Origin of the sequence: Nocardia sp. alder85J (assembly GCF_020176955.2) — a bacterium.
Classification (GTDB): Bacteria; Actinomycetota; Actinomycetes; order Mycobacteriales; family Mycobacteriaceae; genus Nocardia.
Genome location: NZ_JAIUCZ020000001.1, coordinates 1,326,819 through 1,342,207, shown reverse-complemented (window position 1 = coordinate 1,342,207; position 15,389 = coordinate 1,326,819). Strand labels below are relative to the sequence as shown.

Annotated in this window: 15 protein-coding genes and 2 pseudogenes; 9 read left to right on the top strand and 8 right to left on the bottom strand. The window is 67.7% G+C overall.

Annotated features, from left to right (window positions below):
* Positions 1–3: 3 nt before the first annotated feature.
* The 3 genes from LBW94_RS06350 to LBW94_RS06340 all read right to left on the bottom strand — a co-directional run bounded on the left by LBW94_RS06350 (position 4) and on the right by LBW94_RS06340 (position 1,394).
* Entirely contained in the window at positions 4–330 is a 327-nt protein-coding gene (locus LBW94_RS06350; protein WP_225060229.1) for a trypco2 family protein, read from the bottom strand.
* Positions 331–558: 228 nt separating this feature from the next.
* A complete protein-coding gene (locus tag LBW94_RS06345) occupies positions 559–963 on the bottom strand; it encodes a hypothetical protein (protein WP_225060230.1) in 405 nt (134 codons plus the stop codon).
* Positions 960–1,394 carry a MarR family winged helix-turn-helix transcriptional regulator gene (locus LBW94_RS06340; RefSeq protein ID WP_225060231.1) on the bottom strand — a complete coding sequence of 145 codons (435 nt, stop codon included), beginning with the start codon at positions 1,392–1,394 and terminating at the stop codon, positions 960–962. Before LBW94_RS06340 ends, LBW94_RS06345 begins: the two co-directional genes overlap by 4 nt.
* Positions 1,395–1,594: 200 nt before the next feature.
* Here LBW94_RS06340 and LBW94_RS44190 point away from each other — a divergent pair.
* The 6 genes and pseudogenes from LBW94_RS44190 to LBW94_RS06305 form a co-directional block, all read left to right on the top strand.
* Positions 1,595–2,045 (top strand): annotated as a pseudogene (locus LBW94_RS44190) (DUF4158 domain-containing protein); the annotation flags it as partial.
* Positions 2,046–2,654: 609 nt separating this feature from the next.
* Positions 2,655–4,139 carry a group II intron reverse transcriptase/maturase gene (gene ltrA / locus LBW94_RS06325; RefSeq protein WP_266270024.1) on the top strand — a complete coding sequence of 495 codons (1,485 nt, stop codon included), beginning with the start codon at positions 2,655–2,657 and terminating at the stop codon, positions 4,137–4,139.
* Between the two features lie 106 nt (positions 4,140–4,245).
* A pseudogene (locus LBW94_RS06320) lies at positions 4,246–6,810 on the top strand (Tn3 family transposase); the annotation flags it as partial.
* A 49-nt stretch (positions 6,811–6,859) separates the two neighbouring features.
* Positions 6,860–7,411, top strand: coding sequence for a Chromate resistance protein ChrB (locus LBW94_RS06315; protein WP_225060817.1), 552 nt, complete (start codon positions 6,860–6,862; stop codon positions 7,409–7,411).
* Between the two features lie 26 nt (positions 7,412–7,437).
* Entirely contained in the window at positions 7,438–8,043 is a 606-nt protein-coding gene (locus LBW94_RS06310; RefSeq protein WP_225060818.1) for a phosphatase PAP2 family protein, read from the top strand.
* Positions 8,040–9,245, top strand: a complete 1,206-nt coding sequence (locus LBW94_RS06305; RefSeq protein WP_225060819.1) for an MFS transporter — start codon at positions 8,040–8,042, stop codon at positions 9,243–9,245. The genes LBW94_RS06310 and LBW94_RS06305 overlap by 4 nt, the downstream gene beginning before the upstream one ends.
* Before the next feature lie 24 nt (positions 9,246–9,269).
* On the opposite strand, the gene LBW94_RS06300 is transcribed toward LBW94_RS06305, so the two are convergent.
* The 3 genes from LBW94_RS06300 to LBW94_RS06290 all read right to left on the bottom strand — a co-directional run bounded on the left by LBW94_RS06300 (position 9,270) and on the right by LBW94_RS06290 (position 10,964).
* Positions 9,270–9,866 carry a recombinase family protein gene (locus tag LBW94_RS06300; RefSeq protein ID WP_225060820.1) on the bottom strand — a complete coding sequence of 199 codons (597 nt, stop codon included), beginning with the start codon at positions 9,864–9,866 and terminating at the stop codon, positions 9,270–9,272.
* Positions 9,867–10,114: 248 nt separating this feature from the next.
* Positions 10,115–10,237 carry a hypothetical protein gene (locus LBW94_RS06295; RefSeq protein WP_255634932.1) on the bottom strand — a complete coding sequence of 41 codons (123 nt, stop codon included), beginning with the start codon at positions 10,235–10,237 and terminating at the stop codon, positions 10,115–10,117.
* A gap of 31 nt (positions 10,238–10,268) precedes the next feature.
* Positions 10,269–10,964 carry an MBL fold metallo-hydrolase gene (locus tag LBW94_RS06290; protein ID WP_225060821.1) on the bottom strand — a complete coding sequence of 232 codons (696 nt, stop codon included), beginning with the start codon at positions 10,962–10,964 and terminating at the stop codon, positions 10,269–10,271.
* A 291-nt stretch (positions 10,965–11,255) separates the two neighbouring features.
* Here LBW94_RS06290 and LBW94_RS06285 point away from each other — a divergent pair, with 291 nt between their 5' ends.
* Together LBW94_RS06285 and LBW94_RS06280 are read left to right on the top strand one after the other, a co-directional pair.
* Positions 11,256–11,888, top strand: coding sequence for a nuclear transport factor 2 family protein (locus LBW94_RS06285; protein ID WP_225060822.1), 633 nt, complete (start codon positions 11,256–11,258; stop codon positions 11,886–11,888).
* A gap of 3 nt (positions 11,889–11,891) precedes the next feature.
* Positions 11,892–12,512, top strand: a complete 621-nt coding sequence (locus LBW94_RS06280) for a TetR/AcrR family transcriptional regulator (RefSeq protein WP_225060823.1) — start codon at positions 11,892–11,894, stop codon at positions 12,510–12,512.
* Here LBW94_RS06280 and LBW94_RS06275 read toward each other — a convergent pair.
* Positions 12,499–13,401 (bottom strand): NADP-dependent oxidoreductase, encoded by a 903-nt coding sequence (locus tag LBW94_RS06275; RefSeq protein ID WP_225060824.1) that lies wholly within the window; start codon positions 13,399–13,401, stop codon positions 12,499–12,501. The genes LBW94_RS06280 and LBW94_RS06275 overlap by 14 nt on opposite strands.
* 91 nt (positions 13,402–13,492) lie before the next feature.
* Positions 13,493–13,957 (bottom strand): DedA family protein, encoded by a 465-nt coding sequence (locus LBW94_RS06270; RefSeq protein WP_225060825.1) that lies wholly within the window; start codon positions 13,955–13,957, stop codon positions 13,493–13,495.
* 51 nt (positions 13,958–14,008) lie between these two features.
* Here LBW94_RS06270 and LBW94_RS06265 point away from each other — a divergent pair, with 51 nt between their 5' ends.
* Positions 14,009–15,367, top strand: a complete 1,359-nt coding sequence (locus LBW94_RS06265) for a sensor histidine kinase (RefSeq protein ID WP_266270085.1) — start codon at positions 14,009–14,011, stop codon at positions 15,365–15,367.
* Positions 15,368–15,389: the final 22 nt, after the last annotated feature.

Below are 15,389 nucleotides of genomic sequence, written 5' to 3'. Positions count from 1 at the left end.
TTGTCAGCGTCCGAGGGGACCGGACACGGGACCGGGTCCCGGGGCCCGATCACTGCTGCCGACCAGGATGTCGCCGCCGCCTCGATTCTTCGGGGTCAAGGTGATCGTCACTTTCTGGTGGCGAACCCGCGATGCGCCGGCCTCGATCTCGCCGGTGACCACATAGGCCTTCAGGCCGCCCTTGACCTTGGTGTCCAGATGCAGCTCGACCTCGAACGACAATTCGACCGGGCCCACGACGAATCGCAGATTCTCGTCCGCGCCGCGGGCTGCCGCGTCCAGCAATTGGTCCCGGAGCGCGGCGACCGCGTCCCCCAACTCGATTTCCATATCCCACCCTCTGTCGCGTCCGGGCCGGCGGCCGGAATCGCCGGCGCCGAATTTCCCCTTGACACAAGGCACATCCTGCCCCTCCGCAGCAGAAGTTACGACCCCGTCCGAGTATCCATCTCGGTGAAACGGCAACTGGCAACAGGCAACCGCGCCGGCCGCTTCGGCTGGGTCACCGATCCGGAGGGCAATCGGATCGAGCTCCGGCAACCGCCCTGAGCCCGGTGGTCATCGAATATCGTTGCGCTGCCACGGGAACGGTGTGAGGTCGGGCTCGACCCAGCCGGTCCTGGCCGCGGCGCCGGCCAGGGTGGCCGGTCGGTAGAACCGCAGGAGCAACCTCTTGTCCAGTAGTGCGGGGTTGGCGCCGAGGAAGGCGTCGAAGTCCCGCGGCGGGGATTCCAGGGTGTGGTGGGCGACCAGTTCGACCCAGGCCCGGCTGACGGTCGCGTGATATTTCTGCGGTGCGCCCTTGTCGCGGGCGGTGCGCCGGATCCCGTCGCCGATCAGTTCGATCGCCCGGGGTGTGCCGTAGCGGCGGACGGCGAGGTAGGTGAGGTGCAGGTGCTCCCGATGCCCGAAATGCCCACTGTCGGCGGTCACCTCGGCCACGAGTCCCGGGAAGGGTGTCATCGGTTCTCCTCGGTCAGGGCGCGCAGCACCGCGTGGAAACCGGCGATCGCGTCCGCCGGCAGGCCGCCGAGCAGGCGGGATTCCAGCGCGGTGAAGGTGTCGCGGATGGTGCCGGCGGTGGCGCGGCCAGTATCGGTCAACTCGATCAGGACCGAGCGCCGGTCGCCGGCGCGGGTGGTGCGGCTGATCAGGCCGCGTTTCTCCAGCCGGTCGAGCACGCTGGTCAAGGTGGTGGGGCGGGCCCCGATGGCGGCGGCCAGCTGGGAGACGGTGCGCGCGTGCCCGTCGGCGAGATTGGCCAGGGCGTTGAGGTCGGAGGCGGTCATATCGAGATCGACCAGCTCGGTGCTGATCCGGTGCAGCGTGGCATGGGTGGCGCGTTGTAACGCCAGCAGTGCCGATCGCTCGGATGATACGAAATCGGACTTCACGATTTCATATAGTACGAAATCGTTGTAACTGGGGCAAGTGCGGCCGCTGATCGGGGTCCCGGTAGTAATCGTGCGAAAAACAACGACAATGGCTTGACCAGCGGTGATGCCGGGCTTCCGGTTCGGGCTGCGGGGCAACGGGATTGGTGCTTGGCTTGGCTGCCGATGAGGTTGGTCGGCGCGGGTGGAGGTCGGGGTTCGTGGCGATACAGGTGTTCGCGGACGAGGAGTTGGCGCGTCTGCGGGAGTTTCCCGATATCAGCCGCGAGGAGTTGTACCGGTACTTCACGCTCACCCCGGCCGATATCGCGTTCCTTACGCCTGGTCGCGGGCGCGGCCCGGCGGAGCGACTCGGTCTGTCGGTGTCGCTGTGCACACTGCCGTGGCTGGGGTTCGTCCCGGACAAGGTGGCCGCCGCGCCGCCGGTGGCGGTGGCACGGCTGGCCGAACAGCTGAAAGTCGATGCGTCACTTGATCCGTTCGTACGGCAAGCGGGCGCAGACGCGCACCGAGCACCTGCGGTTGGCGGCGCAGTATCTGGGCTGGCGGACAGGGGGATCGATGGAGCTCAAGGAGCTGGACGAGTTCCTGTTGGCGCGGGCGATGGAGCATGATTCGCCGACCTTGTTGTTCCGGTTGGGGTGTGAGTATCGTGCGCCACGAGGCGCCGCTGTCCATATTGGAGGTGGAATGACTCCGAAGTGATTGTGTCGCAGCATGATCGCTGTAGCCGGGGGCAGCCTGATCCGGGAGACGCCGGGGAGGGTGGGAGCAGCCCCGACAAAGCCGGGACGTGTCAGCACTGCCGGATGGTGCGGGTCCGGTGAGCGTGGGACAAAGGTGGACGCGAGGAACCGGTGTCATAAAGCTCCTCAAGCAGGCCGTCAGCTCGAACTCGGTGGATCTGGGCTGGCTTGCGGCGCGTATCCGACTCCTCATTACGAGTCGGGGAACTCTCTCGAGGGCTGGTATGCCCGACAGGGAGGTCACGGTGAAGGTCTGCGGCGTAGCCGTGACGAGGCCGCTGGAGCAAAGCCGGCCACCTCCTGTCCCGAATGGATAGCGGTGAACGTGGGAACCATCCTGTCTCGCCCATTGTGGCTCGTAGCCAACGGGTTTCGGTGGGCGGGCCCGTCGTCGGCTGAAGGGACGTGGATGGGGCGGAGGGGCCGTAGTACTTCGAGCCGGGGAAAGCCCGGTGCATGGGGAAGGGCCCCAGTGGATGTCAACGGTGAGGAACTGTAATGGACGGAGCCATCTGTGAACTCGGATGAGTCGTGGCCGGACTTCGATGAAGCCTGGTCACGGGTACGACGGATGCAGGCCAAACTGTACTTGTGGGCGACCCGCGATGCGGGTCGAGTGTTCGACGATCTACACAATTTGGTGTGTGATCCGGCGTTTCTGGTGCATGCGTGGGAACGGGTTCACAGCAACATCGGCGGGCGGACTGCCGGGGTCGACGGGGTTGTGCCTCGGGCGATCCCGAAAGATTCGACGGTGTTGTTGTCCAGGCTTCGGGTCGAGTTGCGGGGCAAAATGTTTCATCCCGAACCGGTCCGTGAGAAGCTGATCCCGAAACCAGGCGATCCGCTGAAGAAACGCCGGTTGGGGATACCGACGGCAGCGGACCGAGTGATGCAGGCCGCGCTGAAGTTGGTGCTCGAGCCGATCTTCGAGGCCGGATTCCAGTCCAGTTCTTATGGATTCCGGCCGCGGAGGCGTGCTCAGGACGCGATCGCAGAGATTCATCTTTTCGGATCCCAGGGTTATCATTGGGTGCTCGAAGCTGATATCGAGGCGTGTTTCGACCGGATCGACCATACGGCCCTGATGGATCGGGTACGTCGCCGGATCGGAGATAAGCGCGTGCTGGCCCTGGTCAAAGCCTTCCTCAAAGCCGGGGTTCTCGGTGAGGACGGCGTGAATCGGGATACCCACACGGGAACTCCGCAGGGCGGGATTCTTTCGCCGCTTTTGGCGAATATCGCCTTGTCGGTGCTGGACGACCACTATCAACACAAGTGGGACGCCGACGTCGTGGGCCGTAAATACCCAGGCAGGCGGCGGAGTTACCTGCACCGTGTCGGAAGAGCGACTTATCGGCTCGTCCGTTTCGCGGACGATTTCGTGGTCCTGGTCCACGGCGGGCAACATCACGCCGAACAGGCCAGGACCGAGGTTGCTGAGGTTCTGCGGCCGATGGGATTGTCCCTGTCACCGGAGAAAACTTGCGTGGTACACATCGACAACGGGTTCGACTTCCTCGGCTGGCGCATCCAGCGCCGGGTGAAGCAGGGAACGAACCGCAGAAAGAAAGTGATCTATACCTACCCGTCGAAGAAATCGCTGCACTCGATCGTCGGGAAGGTCCGGATCATGACGAGTAGATCGACAACCGGTAAACCGCTGGAAGAGTTGCTCAAATACCTGAACAGTGTGGTTCGGGGCTGGTGTATGTATTTCCGGCACGGTGTCTCATCGGCGACCTTTCGCTACCTCCGCCACTACATGTGGCGGGAAGTGGGAAATTGGCTGAGAATGAAACACCGGCGAATGAGCTGGCCGAATCTGAGACGCCGGTATTCCGACCCTCGGTACCCGGTGTATTGGCCAGCCGCCAATGGGACCGTGCTCTATGACCCTGCGACAATAGTTATCGAGCGATATCGATGGCGGGGTTACACGATCCCGACACCATGGAGCGCTCGGGCGGAACAACTCGAAGCACTCGCACAGGCATGACATCCATGGAGAGCCCGTTGCGTCGAGAGGCGCACGGCGGGTTCGGCGGGCGGCCACGGGAAACAGACCCGAGGCAACTCGGGCACTGCGCCCGTGGCCGACCCAACTGCTCTCGGCGCGGGTGATCCGGCCCAGCCCCGACACGGTCGTTCGCCGCATCGTGCACGCGCGCGAGCAGGCACAACGGGAGACCTACGACCGGCTCGCGCACGAGCTGACGCCGCAACGATGCGCGGAGTTGGACGGGCTGCTGGTCACCGATGCGTCGATCCGGATGTCGCGATTGCGGTGGCTGTCGATCGGCCCGGTGGAGGCGTCGGCGGCCGCAGTGCGCAACGAGGTCGAGAAGCTGGGTTTTGTGCGCAGCCTGGGCGCGGACACCCTGGACATGTCGGTGTTGCCGGCCGAACGCCGCCGGTTCCTGGCGACCATGGGCCGCCGCCTGACCGGTCAAGCCCTGGAACGGCGCGATCCGCAGCGCCGGTATCCGATCCTGTTGACGGTGCTGGCACAGTCGGCCGCCGAGGTGCTCGATGAGGTGGTGGCGCTGTTCGATCAGTCGCTGTCGGCGAAATTCAGTGCCGCCGAGAACCGGATGCGTGAGGAACTGGCCGAACGCGGCAAATCCGGCGAAGACCGGCAAGCGCTGCTCGATGACCTGCTCTCGATCATCATCGACCCGCAGATCCCCGATGAGGACGTCGGTGGATTGATCCGGGGCGAAGCCGTCGGGTGGGAGCGGTTGCGGGCCGCGAAAGCCCAGGCCCGCCCGCGGTTGCCGCGCGATCATGGTCACCTGGCCGCCCTCGATACGTCGTATTCGTATCTGCGGAAGTTCACTCCGGCGGTGTTGTCGGCGGTGCGCTTCGCCGGCGGCACGGCATCGACGGAGTTGCTGATCGCGGTGAACATGTTGCGCGAGCTCAACGCGACCGGCCGCCGGAAGGTATTCGACGACGCACCAACGGGATTCGTGCCGACCAAGTGGCGCGGCTATCTCGATGAAGCGCGCAAGAGCGGGAACACCGTGGCCTATCGGCACTTTTGGGAGCTGTGCGTGCTGCTCGGATTACGGGACGGGCTGCGCACCGGGGACGTGTTCGTGCCCGGGTCGCGCCGCTACGCCGACCCGACCGCCTATCTGCTCATTCCGCAGCAGTGGGAGCCTCAACGCGGCGAATTCTGCCGCCTGGTCGGCAAATCCGGGGATCCGGCTCGTGCGCTGGCCGCGCTCACTGATGAGTGGGGTCAGGCGGTCGGCGAGCTGGAGCAGGTCCTGGCCGCAGGTGACGGGCCGGTGCGCGTGGATGAGGCCGGGGAGCTGGTGATCTCGCCGCTGACCGCGGAGGACATCCCGACCGAGGCCACCGCGTTGAAGGCGGAGCTGACGGAAATGCTGCCGTTCGCGCCGATCGTGTCGCTGCTGATCGAGCTGGACAAGCGCACCGGTTACCTGGACTGTTTCACTCACGCGGGTGGTAAGCACGCCCGCAGCCCGGAATTGAAGCGCAACCTGATCGCGGTGCTGCTGGCCTCGGCGACCAATCTGGGGTTGACCCGCATGTCCGAGGCGTCCGGGATCTCCTACGACATCCTGACGTGGACGGAAGAATGGTACGTGCGGGAGGAGACGCTGCGGGCGGCGAACCTGGCGCTGATCGGCTATCACCAAAGACTGCCGCTGACAGCGGTTTTCGGCACCGGCACCCTGTCCTCCTCGGACGGGCAGCGGTTCCCCACGCGCGGTAAATCGGTCACCGCCCGTACCGTGCCGCAATTCTTCGCTGACCAGGGCTTGTCGACCTATACCCATGTCACCGACCAGCACACCACCTACGGCACCAAAGTGATCGTCACCACCAGACGCGAAGCCCACTACGTGCTCGACGAAATCCTCGGCAACGCAACCGATCTGCCGATCACCGAACACGCGACCGATACCCACGGGGTCACCCTGGTGAACTTCGCGTTGTTCGATCTGCTCGGGATGCAGCTCTCCCCACGCATCCGGGACCTGGGCAAGATCACTCTCTACCGGCCGGGCCCGCGCGCCGATGTCGAAGCCCGGTTCCCACACACGGGTCCGCTGCTCACACGCAAGCTGAATCTGGACCTGATTGCCGAGCACTACGACGACCTACTGCGGCTGGCCGGATCGCTGAAGTTCGGACACGCCACCGCGTCCCTGCTGGTCGGCAAGCTGTCGGCATCGGGCCGACAGAACACCCTCGCCGCGGCACTGAAGGAATACGGCGCTGCGCGCCGCACCATCTACGCCTGCCGGTATCTCAGCGATCCGGACTACCGACGCAAGATCTCTCGCCAGCTCAACAAGGGCGAATCCATCCACGCGCTCAAACGCGACCTCATCTACGCCCACGAAGGAGCCTTCCGCGCCCGCCACCTGGAAGCCCAGACCGAACAGGCATGGTGCCTGACCCTGGCCACCAATGCAGTAATCGCCTGGACGACAGAGTATTACGGGCTCGCGGTCGATCAGATGCGCCGAGCCGGGCGGCGAGTGGACGACGAGGTCCTGGCCCACATCTCGCCCGCGCACAGCGCGAACATCAACTTCTTCGGCGCGATCGAGGTCGACATCGACGCCGAACTCGCCCAGCTCGGGCCGACCGGGTACCGGCCGCTGCGGGTCCGCGACACCCTGTTCTGATACCCAGCCCGCTACCATCCGCAAAGTAACAGCTGTTACATTTTTATCTGTGACAGATGAGCGTGGTGTGGTGCGGTGGCTGGTGCTGGTCGTGCGGATACCGGCCGAGCCGTCGCGGCATCGGGTGGCGGTGTGGCGGGAGCTGCGCCGGGTCGGGGCGTTGCAGATCGGTCAGGGCGTGTGGGTGGTGCCCGATGTCGCGGTGTTCGCCGACGGAGTCGCCCGGGTCATCGAGCTGGCACGTCGCGGCGACGGCGAGGTCCTGGTCCTGGACGCGGCCGGGCGCGAGGAGGCCGACGCGGCCCGGTTGGAGGGTTTGTTCACCGCTGAGCGTGGCGAGGAGTGGGCGGAGTTCCTCACCGAGTGCTCCCGCTTCGACGCCGAGATCGACAAGGAGATCAGCACCGGCAAGTTCACGATGGCCGAGCTGGAGGAGGAGGAACACAGCCTGGAACGGCTACGCCGCTGGCATCGCGATATCAAGGCCCGCGACGTGTTCACCGCGCCGGCCGCCGCCGAGGCCGCCGCGCGGCTCGAGCATTGTGCAGGCCGGTTGGCCGATTACACCGAGCGGGTCTTCGCGGCCCTGCACCAGATGTGACCGCCGAGAGACCAGGAAACCGACCGATGAACCTCGATACGCGAATCTTCCTCGATATCAACGACTTCGCCCGCAACACACCGTGGCTGCACCCGATCATGTCCGGCTATGCGAACTACGGCGTCGCGCTCTTCGCGATCCTGCTGCTGGCAGGGTGGTGGGTCGCCCTTCGGCAAGTGAGCCGAGAGAAAATGGTCGCGGCCGTGTGGGCGCCGCTCGGTGCGCTCGCCGCGCTGGCGATCAACCAGCCGATCTCGGGTGCGGTGAACGAGACCCGCCCGTGCAACGCGTTGCACGACATCGTGGTGTTGCACTGCAATACCGACGGGTCGTTCCCCAGTGATCACGCGATGATGGCCGGCGCGGTCGCGGCCGGTCTGTGGCTGGTGGACCGGCGTCTGAGCGTCCTGGCGACAGTGGCGGCGCTGCTGATGGCTTTTACCCGTGTCTACATCGCCGCCCACTACCCCCAGGACGTACTCGCCGGGCTCGTGTTGGGCGCGGTCGTGAGCCTGGCCGGGTTCTGGTTGGCGCGGCCCGCGCTGCGCTGGCTGCTCACACAGCTCACCCACACCCCACTGCGAATCCTGATCACCGCGCAATCGACTGCCGCGCAGGAGAACTCACGATGAGTACGCCACCGGCAGAACAGGCCGTCGTGCCACGGGCGCGGTTGCTGCCGCTGTATGCGGCCGGGTTCGTCACCGCGTTCGGCGCGCACAGTATCGCGGCCAGTCTCGGCGGCTACACCCGTTCCGAGCACGCCAGCCTGTTGACCCTGGGCCTGCTGCTGGCGGTTTACGACGGCGCGGAGATACTGCTCAAACCCGTGTTCGGGACGTTGGCCGACCGCATCGGCCCGCGCCCGGTGCTACTCGGTGGGCTGATCGCGTTCGCGGTCGCGTCGGCGGCGTTCGTCCTGGCGGGCAACCCTGCCCTCGTCGGGTTCGCCCGGCTCGGTCAAGGCACCGCCGCGGCGGCGTTCTCCCCGGCGGCGGGGGCGATGGTGGCGCGGCTGACCCCCAGCGGCGGTCACGGCCGCGCGTTCGGCGGATACGGCGCCTGGAAAGGGCTCGGCTACACCCTCGGCCCCCTCCTCGGCGGTGTCCTGATCACGATCGGCGGCTACAACCTGCTGTTCGCCGTCCTCACCGTTCTCGCCATCATGGTCGCGGGCTGGGCGGCGATCACCGTTCCCACCGTTCCCGCGCTGCCGCGCGCCCGCCAGACCGTGCTGGATCTGGTGCGGCGCCTGGGCAGTTCGAACTTTCTGCGCCCCACCGTCGCTCTCGCCGGGGCCACCGCGGCCCTGGCGGTCGGGATCGGGTTTCTTCCCGTGATCGGGGCCGGTCACGGCCTCGGTCCGCTAGCCACCGGCGCGGCGGTATCGCTGCTGGCCGCCACCGCCGCGCTCGTCCAGCCGCGCGTCGGCCGCGCTCGCGATGCCGGGCGGCTGCGCGACGGCGCGACGATGGCGGCCGGGCTGGTCCTGGCCGCAATCGGCATGGCCGCGGCCACCGTGGTTCCCGGGATCGCGGGAATGCTGGTCGCGGCGTTCGTGATCGGCGCGGGGACCGGGCTGGTGACCCCGATCGGATTCGCGTACCTGGCCACCACCACACCACCGGAACGGCTCGGCCAGACCCTGGGTGCCGCCGAGATCGGCCGCGAACTCGGCGACGCCGGCGGCCCGCTGCTCGTCGGCGCGATCGCTGTCGCCGCCACGCTCAACGCCGGACTCCTCGCACTCGCCGTCCTGCTGGCACTCCTGGCCGTCCTCGTCGCCGCCGCGCTCACACCACACGGCGGCGGGAAAGCCGACACCGCCGGATGAACCGGAATCTGAACTGCCACAGTCCTATTGGTGCCGGTTCCGCGGGTGGCTGTCGCGTTCGAGGTTGCGGTAGATAGTTTTCCGGGACACCGAGAAGGTTTCGGCGATCTGATCGACGGTGTATTTGCGTTTTCCGCGCTCGTCTAGTTCGTCGTACATCTCCCGCGCTTTGAGCACCTGCAACGCAGTCATGCTCGGTGCCCGGCCGCCGACCCGGCCTCGGGCACGGGCGGATTCGAGGCCCTCGAGGGTGCCCTCGCTGATCAAGTCGGCGGTCATCTCGTCCATCGCGGCGATGACGTGGAACAGGAACCGCCCAGCCGGGGTGGTGGTGTCGATGCCCTGTTTGAGCACGATGAGGTCGATACCGCGCTCGTCGAGCCGGGCGGCGAGTTCGGTCATGTGCCGCACCGAACGGAACGGCCGCGACAGCCGGGTGATCACCAGCTCGTCGCCCCGGCGCAGATGCTCGAAGCACTTGTCCCACTCCGGCCGCCGCGCGAGCTTGCCGGAGGCCTTGTCCACCCAGATCCGCTCGCAGCCAGCCGCGTTGAGCGCATCGAGCTGGGAGTCGTCTTTCTGCCCGCGGGTGGAGACCCGCGCGTATCCGAACCGAGCCATGCCCCGAACTGTCCAACAAAGGGCTGACAGGTCCGGTTTCGTCCCGTAGATAACGCACACGGGTTCTGTCCCAAATCATGCTCGGGCTGACCTGCGGATTCGCGATCGCGCCCGCGGCGGTGCGGATCGGGTCACAGACGATCGTTTCCGACCCAACCCCAAGCGCCCCACCGTGGCGAGGGCATCGTCGCATCACGGAATCACCGCTGGTGTGCGAGAACACCGCCACTTATCGCTGCGAGTTGCCGTCAGGTGGCGCCGATGACGAGGGTGCTGCGGGCGGTTTCGACGACGTCGGCGGTGATGTGTGACTCGCGGTGATGACCGACGGTATTTTCGCGATGTCGGGTGGCGCCGACGGGAAAGGTCACGCGTTTGTCCGCAGCTGTGGCGTGGCCCGCATCAGGGTTTCGGCCGCCGACTCCGCCACGCCCGCAGGCCCGCTGCGGTCAGTACGTCACCATGGCCGACACAGACGACGTCGGCATCCAGGTCGGTCAGCCGGTGGGCGGCTACTTCGACGGCGGTGCTGTCGAGGTTGAACACGCCCGCCATGGTGGCACCACGAACGTTGGCCAGTGTGTCACCGGTGAACAGCACGCGGTGGCGCGGCAGATGCAACGCCATACTGCCTTCGGTGTGACCGGGGACAGCCAGGACCTCGGCTCCGGCCCCGAAGTCGAGCACCTCACCGCCGCGCAGTTCGCGGTGCACCGGGGCCGGCCGCGGCCGTGGGCCCGGTGCCAGGGCGTCGGCGATCGGGCGTTCCCAGTCGCGCAGCAGCGGGGCCGGCGGCCGGCGTTCACCCCGCACGATATCGGCATCGGCGTAATGGGCCCAGATCTCGGCTCCCCACTCGGCAAGATCGGCCGCCGAACCGATGTGATCGTCGTGGGCATGGGTCAGAACCACCCGCCGCACCTGGTCGCAGGCGAAACCCAATGCACGAAGCCCGTTTTCGATCTCGCCGGCGGTGCCGGGCAGACCACTGTCGATCAGCGTCACCTCTGCTCCGTCGTTCCACACATAGACATTGAGGTCGTTCACCTCGGCAAACCGCAGCGCTGCAAGCTGCGGCAACACAGATACGATCTCCATACGGCGAACCTATCGAGGGCGAGCCGGTCCTATCCACCGGATCTGCTCTGGGCAGCGGCGACACATCAACACCGGACCCACAGGTACTATCGCCGTCCTCGACGCTTGCCCGCAGCGCCCTCGTCATCAGCGCCACCTGAGAGTGCGAGAACACCGCCACATATCGCTGCGAGTCACACACCGCTGGTCAAGCCATTGTCGTTGTTTTTCGCACGATTACTACCGGGACCCCTGATCCCGCCGACCTTCGAAAGCTTCCTCTCCGAGGAGGTGAATTGTATTCTTGTACAGATGAGCAACAAGGAGGACGGGCGGATGGCTGCCGGTACGACGGATCTCGAACAACGGCTGCGGCGCCTGGAGGATCGGGCGGAGATCCTCGACTGCGTCGCCCGGCACGCGCGCGGCTGCGATCGGCACGACGCCGAATTGATCAGCAGCGCATACCATCCCGACGCGAGCGACCAGCACGGCAACGCCACCAACACCGGCGCCGACTACGCGGACTGGGCCAATGCCGCGCACGCCGCCACCTCGCAGGTGCACACCCACAACATCACCACCCACAGCTGCGAGATCGACGGCGACACCGCGCACGCCGAGAGCTACTCGATCGTGGTTCTGCTCGGCGCCGACGGCCGCACCGCGCAATTCGTCAGCGGTCGCTACCTGGATCGGCTCGAACGCCGGAACGGGCACTGGCGCATCGCATTACGGCGCTCCACCGTCGAGGTCATGTTCACCGCCGACGCGCGGGTGCTGCACTCGCCGTTCTTCACCGGACAGGGATATCCCAAGGGCACGCGCGACACCGGAGATCTGTCATATCAGCGCCCGCTGCAAGCGGATTCACCCGCCCCCGCCCGCTGGGGCGACGTGCCGGTCCCGGATGCGGCGGCCGCCGGGCAGCCGGAGCGGAGGTAGCCGATGCCGGGAGCGCGCGGGGTCGGGTCGCGCAGTTCGCAGACCCGGGCCGATATCGTCCGGGCCGCCGCGGATCTCATGCTGGAGCAGGGGTACGCGTCCGTCACCTACCGCAGCGTCGGCGCTCGCGCGCAGGTGACCCCGGGCCTGGTCCAGTACTACTTCCCGGTGTTGGACGACCTGTTCGTGGAGATCCTGGAAGCGGGCACCGACGATCTGGTGCGGCGGCTGGAGCGGGCCGCCGGCGCCGACCGGCCGCTGCGCGCGATCTGGGCCTACGCCAACGACAAGGCCGGCGCCGCGCTACTGCTCGAATTCATGGCACTGGCCAACCACCGCAAGGCCGTCGGGCCGGTGATCGGCCGCGGCGGTGAGCGCCTGCGGCAGGCCCTGGTGGCCGCACTCGTACCCGCCCTGCGGCGCTACGGGCTGGCGGCCGACGAGCGGGTGCCCGCGGCCGTGGTGTTCCTGATGTCGGCCGTCCCCCGGATGATCCAGCTGGAGGAGAGCTTCGGCACCGTCACCGGTCACGCGGAGATGATCGACCTGGTCGAGGACTATCTCGACCGGGTCGAGCCACTGGCCGGTGCGGAGACGGACGGTCCGCCGATCACCAGGGGGTGAGCACGAGTTTCCCACGGACGCGGCCGGATTCGCTGAGGCGATGCGCCTCGGCGGCCTCCGCCAGCGACAGCACCCGGTCGATCCGGACCCGCACCAGGCCGGCGTCGACGAGCTTTCCGATCGCCGTCAGGTCCGCGGGCGACGGCCGGCCGGTCACCCGGGCGGCGCGGGGATCGTCACCGGCGTCCGACGATTGGGCCGTCACATAGCGTCCGCCGGTGCGCAGCACCCGCAGCGAGCGGGACCCGTACCCGCCGCCGACCAGATCCAGCACGACGTCGACATCGGCGATGGTCGTGGTGAAATCGGTTGTGGTGTAGTCGATCAGCTCGTGGGCGCCGAGGTCACGCAGGAAGTCGTGGTTGGCGGCGCGAGCGGTCCCGACGACGTGCGCGCCCCGCAGGGCGGCGAACTGGACGGCCAGGTGCCCGACCCCACCGGCGGCCGCGTGGATCAGGATGCGCTCGCCGGCCCGCAGCCCGGCCAGTTCCAGGGCCTGCCAGGCCGTCAGCGCCGCGGTCGGCAGCGCCGCGGCGTGCACGTGATCCAGGCTCGCCGGCCGCGCGGCCAGGCTGTCCGCGCGGGCGAGGACATATTCGCCGTAGGTGCCGGTGCGGCTGTGCACCATACCGAAAACCTCGTCGCCGGAACGGAATTCGGTCACGCCGTCGCCGATCTCGGTGACCGTGCCGGAGACGTCGAAGCCGAGGGTGAACGGTGGCTCGCCCAGGAAGGTCACCGCCCCGGCGCGCAGCTTGCAGTCGGCGGGGTTCACCGAGGTCGCACCCAGCCGGATCAGCACCTGCCCGGCCCGCGGTGCCGGACACGGCACCTCGACGGTCTCCAGGACCTCGGGTCCGCCGAGGGACCGCTGACCTACCGCTTTCACAGGGTGTCCTTCTGTTCGACAATCACGACCGGCTGCTGTACGAGAATATCATTCTTGTACAGATGGCCAACAGGAGCGCCGCTGCCGCCGGTCAGGCTCGGTCGATGGCCCGCTCGGCGCGACGGCGGCGGTGCACGACCACCGCGATCGCGAGCGCGGCCACCGCCGCGACGAGATAACTGGGTCCGCGCAGGGTCTGTTCGAGGTGGTGCCAGTTGGCGCCGACGCCGTATCCGGCGAAGGCCAGGGCGGCGGTCCACGGCAGGCAGCCGGCCAGGGTGTACAGGGCCGGTCGGCCGCCGAAGCGCCCGGCCAGCCAGGCGAGATAGCTGCCCGCGACGTTGCCGAGGGTGCCGGCGGCGATCACCGTGGCGAGATCGGGGTGGGAGCCGCCGACCGCCCCGGCGGCCAGCGCGCCGCCGAGGAGCATGGTGACCTCCGAGGGAATCGGGATACAGGCCGACTCCGCGACCATGAGCAGGAAGATCGCGGCCGGGCCGTAGGTGACGATCAGATGTTGCACGCGGCCACTGTCACCGATCGGTGCTGTGAACACGCTGAGATCGTGCGTGCGTTCGGCCGGGGACTGCTCGAGAATGGCGCCGTGATGGATCTCGCGATGCTGTGGAGCCCGGCGCGGTGGGGCCTGCGGGTACGGTCGGCGCTCACCGCGGCGGGCGTGGTCGCGGTGGTGGTGCTGTTCGGTGGGATCGTGATGATGGCCATGCTGTACCGGTCGCTGTACGGGTCGGTCGATTCGTTCGCGGTGGCGCGCGTCGGCGAGATCACCGGCCGGCTGCGCACCACGCCGGTGGCGGGACTGGATCCGGGATTGCTGTCCACCGCCGGGCGCATCGAAGCGGTGCGCGTTCTCGACAGCACCGGCGCTGTGCTGCTCGAATCGCCGGAATCCGCCGGGCTGGGCCGGATGACGCTGCCGTCCGGGACGGTCACCGGGTGGGAGGCGCCCGGCGACAACGACATGCGGGTGTCCGCGCGGCAGGTGACCGGCCCGGACGGGCAGCTGACGGTGCTGGCGGTGGTCAGCGGCGAGCCGGTCGAGGACGCGTTGCACGAGGTGGCGATCGCGCTGGCGCTCGGCGGCCCGCTGGTGGTGCTCGCGGCCGCGGCCGCCACCTACGGGCTGGTCGGACGGTCGTTGCGGTCGGTGGAGGAGATCCGCGCGCGGGTCGCCGAGATCGGCGCGGGTGAGTTGTCGCAACGGGTGCCGGTGCCGCCGTCGCGCGACGAGATCGCCGGACTGGCCACCACGATGAACGAGATGCTGGTGCGGATCGAGGCCGCGCATCGAGCGCAGCAGCGGTTCCTGTCGGACGCCTCGCACGAATTGCGCAGTCCGCTGGCCACCCTGCGCGCTGGTCTGGACCTGGCGGTCAGCCATCCCGAGGCCGCCGACGAGCAGCTGTTCACCGGTGCGCTGCTGCCGGAGGCGATCCGGATGCAGCAGCTGATCGAGGATCTGCTCACCCTGGCCGCCGCCGACGAACGCGGAATGACGCTGCGCCGCACCGATGTCGACCTCGACGACATCGCCGCCACGGTGGTCGCCGCGGTCCGCGGCCGGCGCGGGCTGCGGATCGGGACGCGGTTGCCGCCGGTCCGGTCGATCGGTGACCCGCACGCGCTGACCCGGCTGCTGCGCAATCTGCTGGACAATGCGATCACTCACGCGAACAAGCGAATCCTGGTGTCGCTCATCGAGTCCAGTGATCACGTCGATTTCGTCGTCGACGACGACGGGCCCGGAGTGCCTGTCGCACAACGGGACCGGATCCTGGAGCGGTTCGTGCGGCTCCAGGACGACCGATCCCGGGACAGCGGCGGCACCGGACTCGGCCTGGCCATCGCCGCCGAAATCGTTGCCGCACATCACGGCCGGATCCACGTCGAGGACTCCCCGCTCGGCGGCGCGCGATTGCGGGTCCGGCTGCCGCTCGCGCCGTGAGCGGTCTTGTGTGGGCTTCCTC

Coding starts and splice junctions, on each gene's coding strand:
- LBW94_RS06350 (WP_225060229.1), bottom strand. CDS start 330: ATGGAAATCGAGTTGGGGGACGCGGTCGCCGCGCTCCGGGACCAATTG.
- LBW94_RS06345 (WP_225060230.1), bottom strand. CDS start 963: ATGACACCCTTCCCGGGACTCGTGGCCGAGGTGACCGCCGACAGTGGG.
- LBW94_RS06310 (WP_225060818.1), top strand. CDS start 7,438: ATGAACCTCGATACGCGAATCTTCCTCGATATCAACGACTTCGCCCGC.
- LBW94_RS06305 (WP_225060819.1), top strand. CDS start 8,040: ATGAGTACGCCACCGGCAGAACAGGCCGTCGTGCCACGGGCGCGGTTG.
- LBW94_RS06300 (WP_225060820.1), bottom strand. CDS start 9,866: ATGGCTCGGTTCGGATACGCGCGGGTCTCCACCCGCGGGCAGAAAGAC.
- LBW94_RS06290 (WP_225060821.1), bottom strand. CDS start 10,964: ATGGAGATCGTATCTGTGTTGCCGCAGCTTGCAGCGCTGCGGTTTGCC.
- LBW94_RS06285 (WP_225060822.1), top strand. CDS start 11,256: ATGAGCAACAAGGAGGACGGGCGGATGGCTGCCGGTACGACGGATCTC.
- LBW94_RS06280 (WP_225060823.1), top strand. CDS start 11,892: ATGCCGGGAGCGCGCGGGGTCGGGTCGCGCAGTTCGCAGACCCGGGCC.
- LBW94_RS06265 (WP_266270085.1), top strand. CDS start 14,009: ATGGATCTCGCGATGCTGTGGAGCCCGGCGCGGTGGGGCCTGCGGGTA.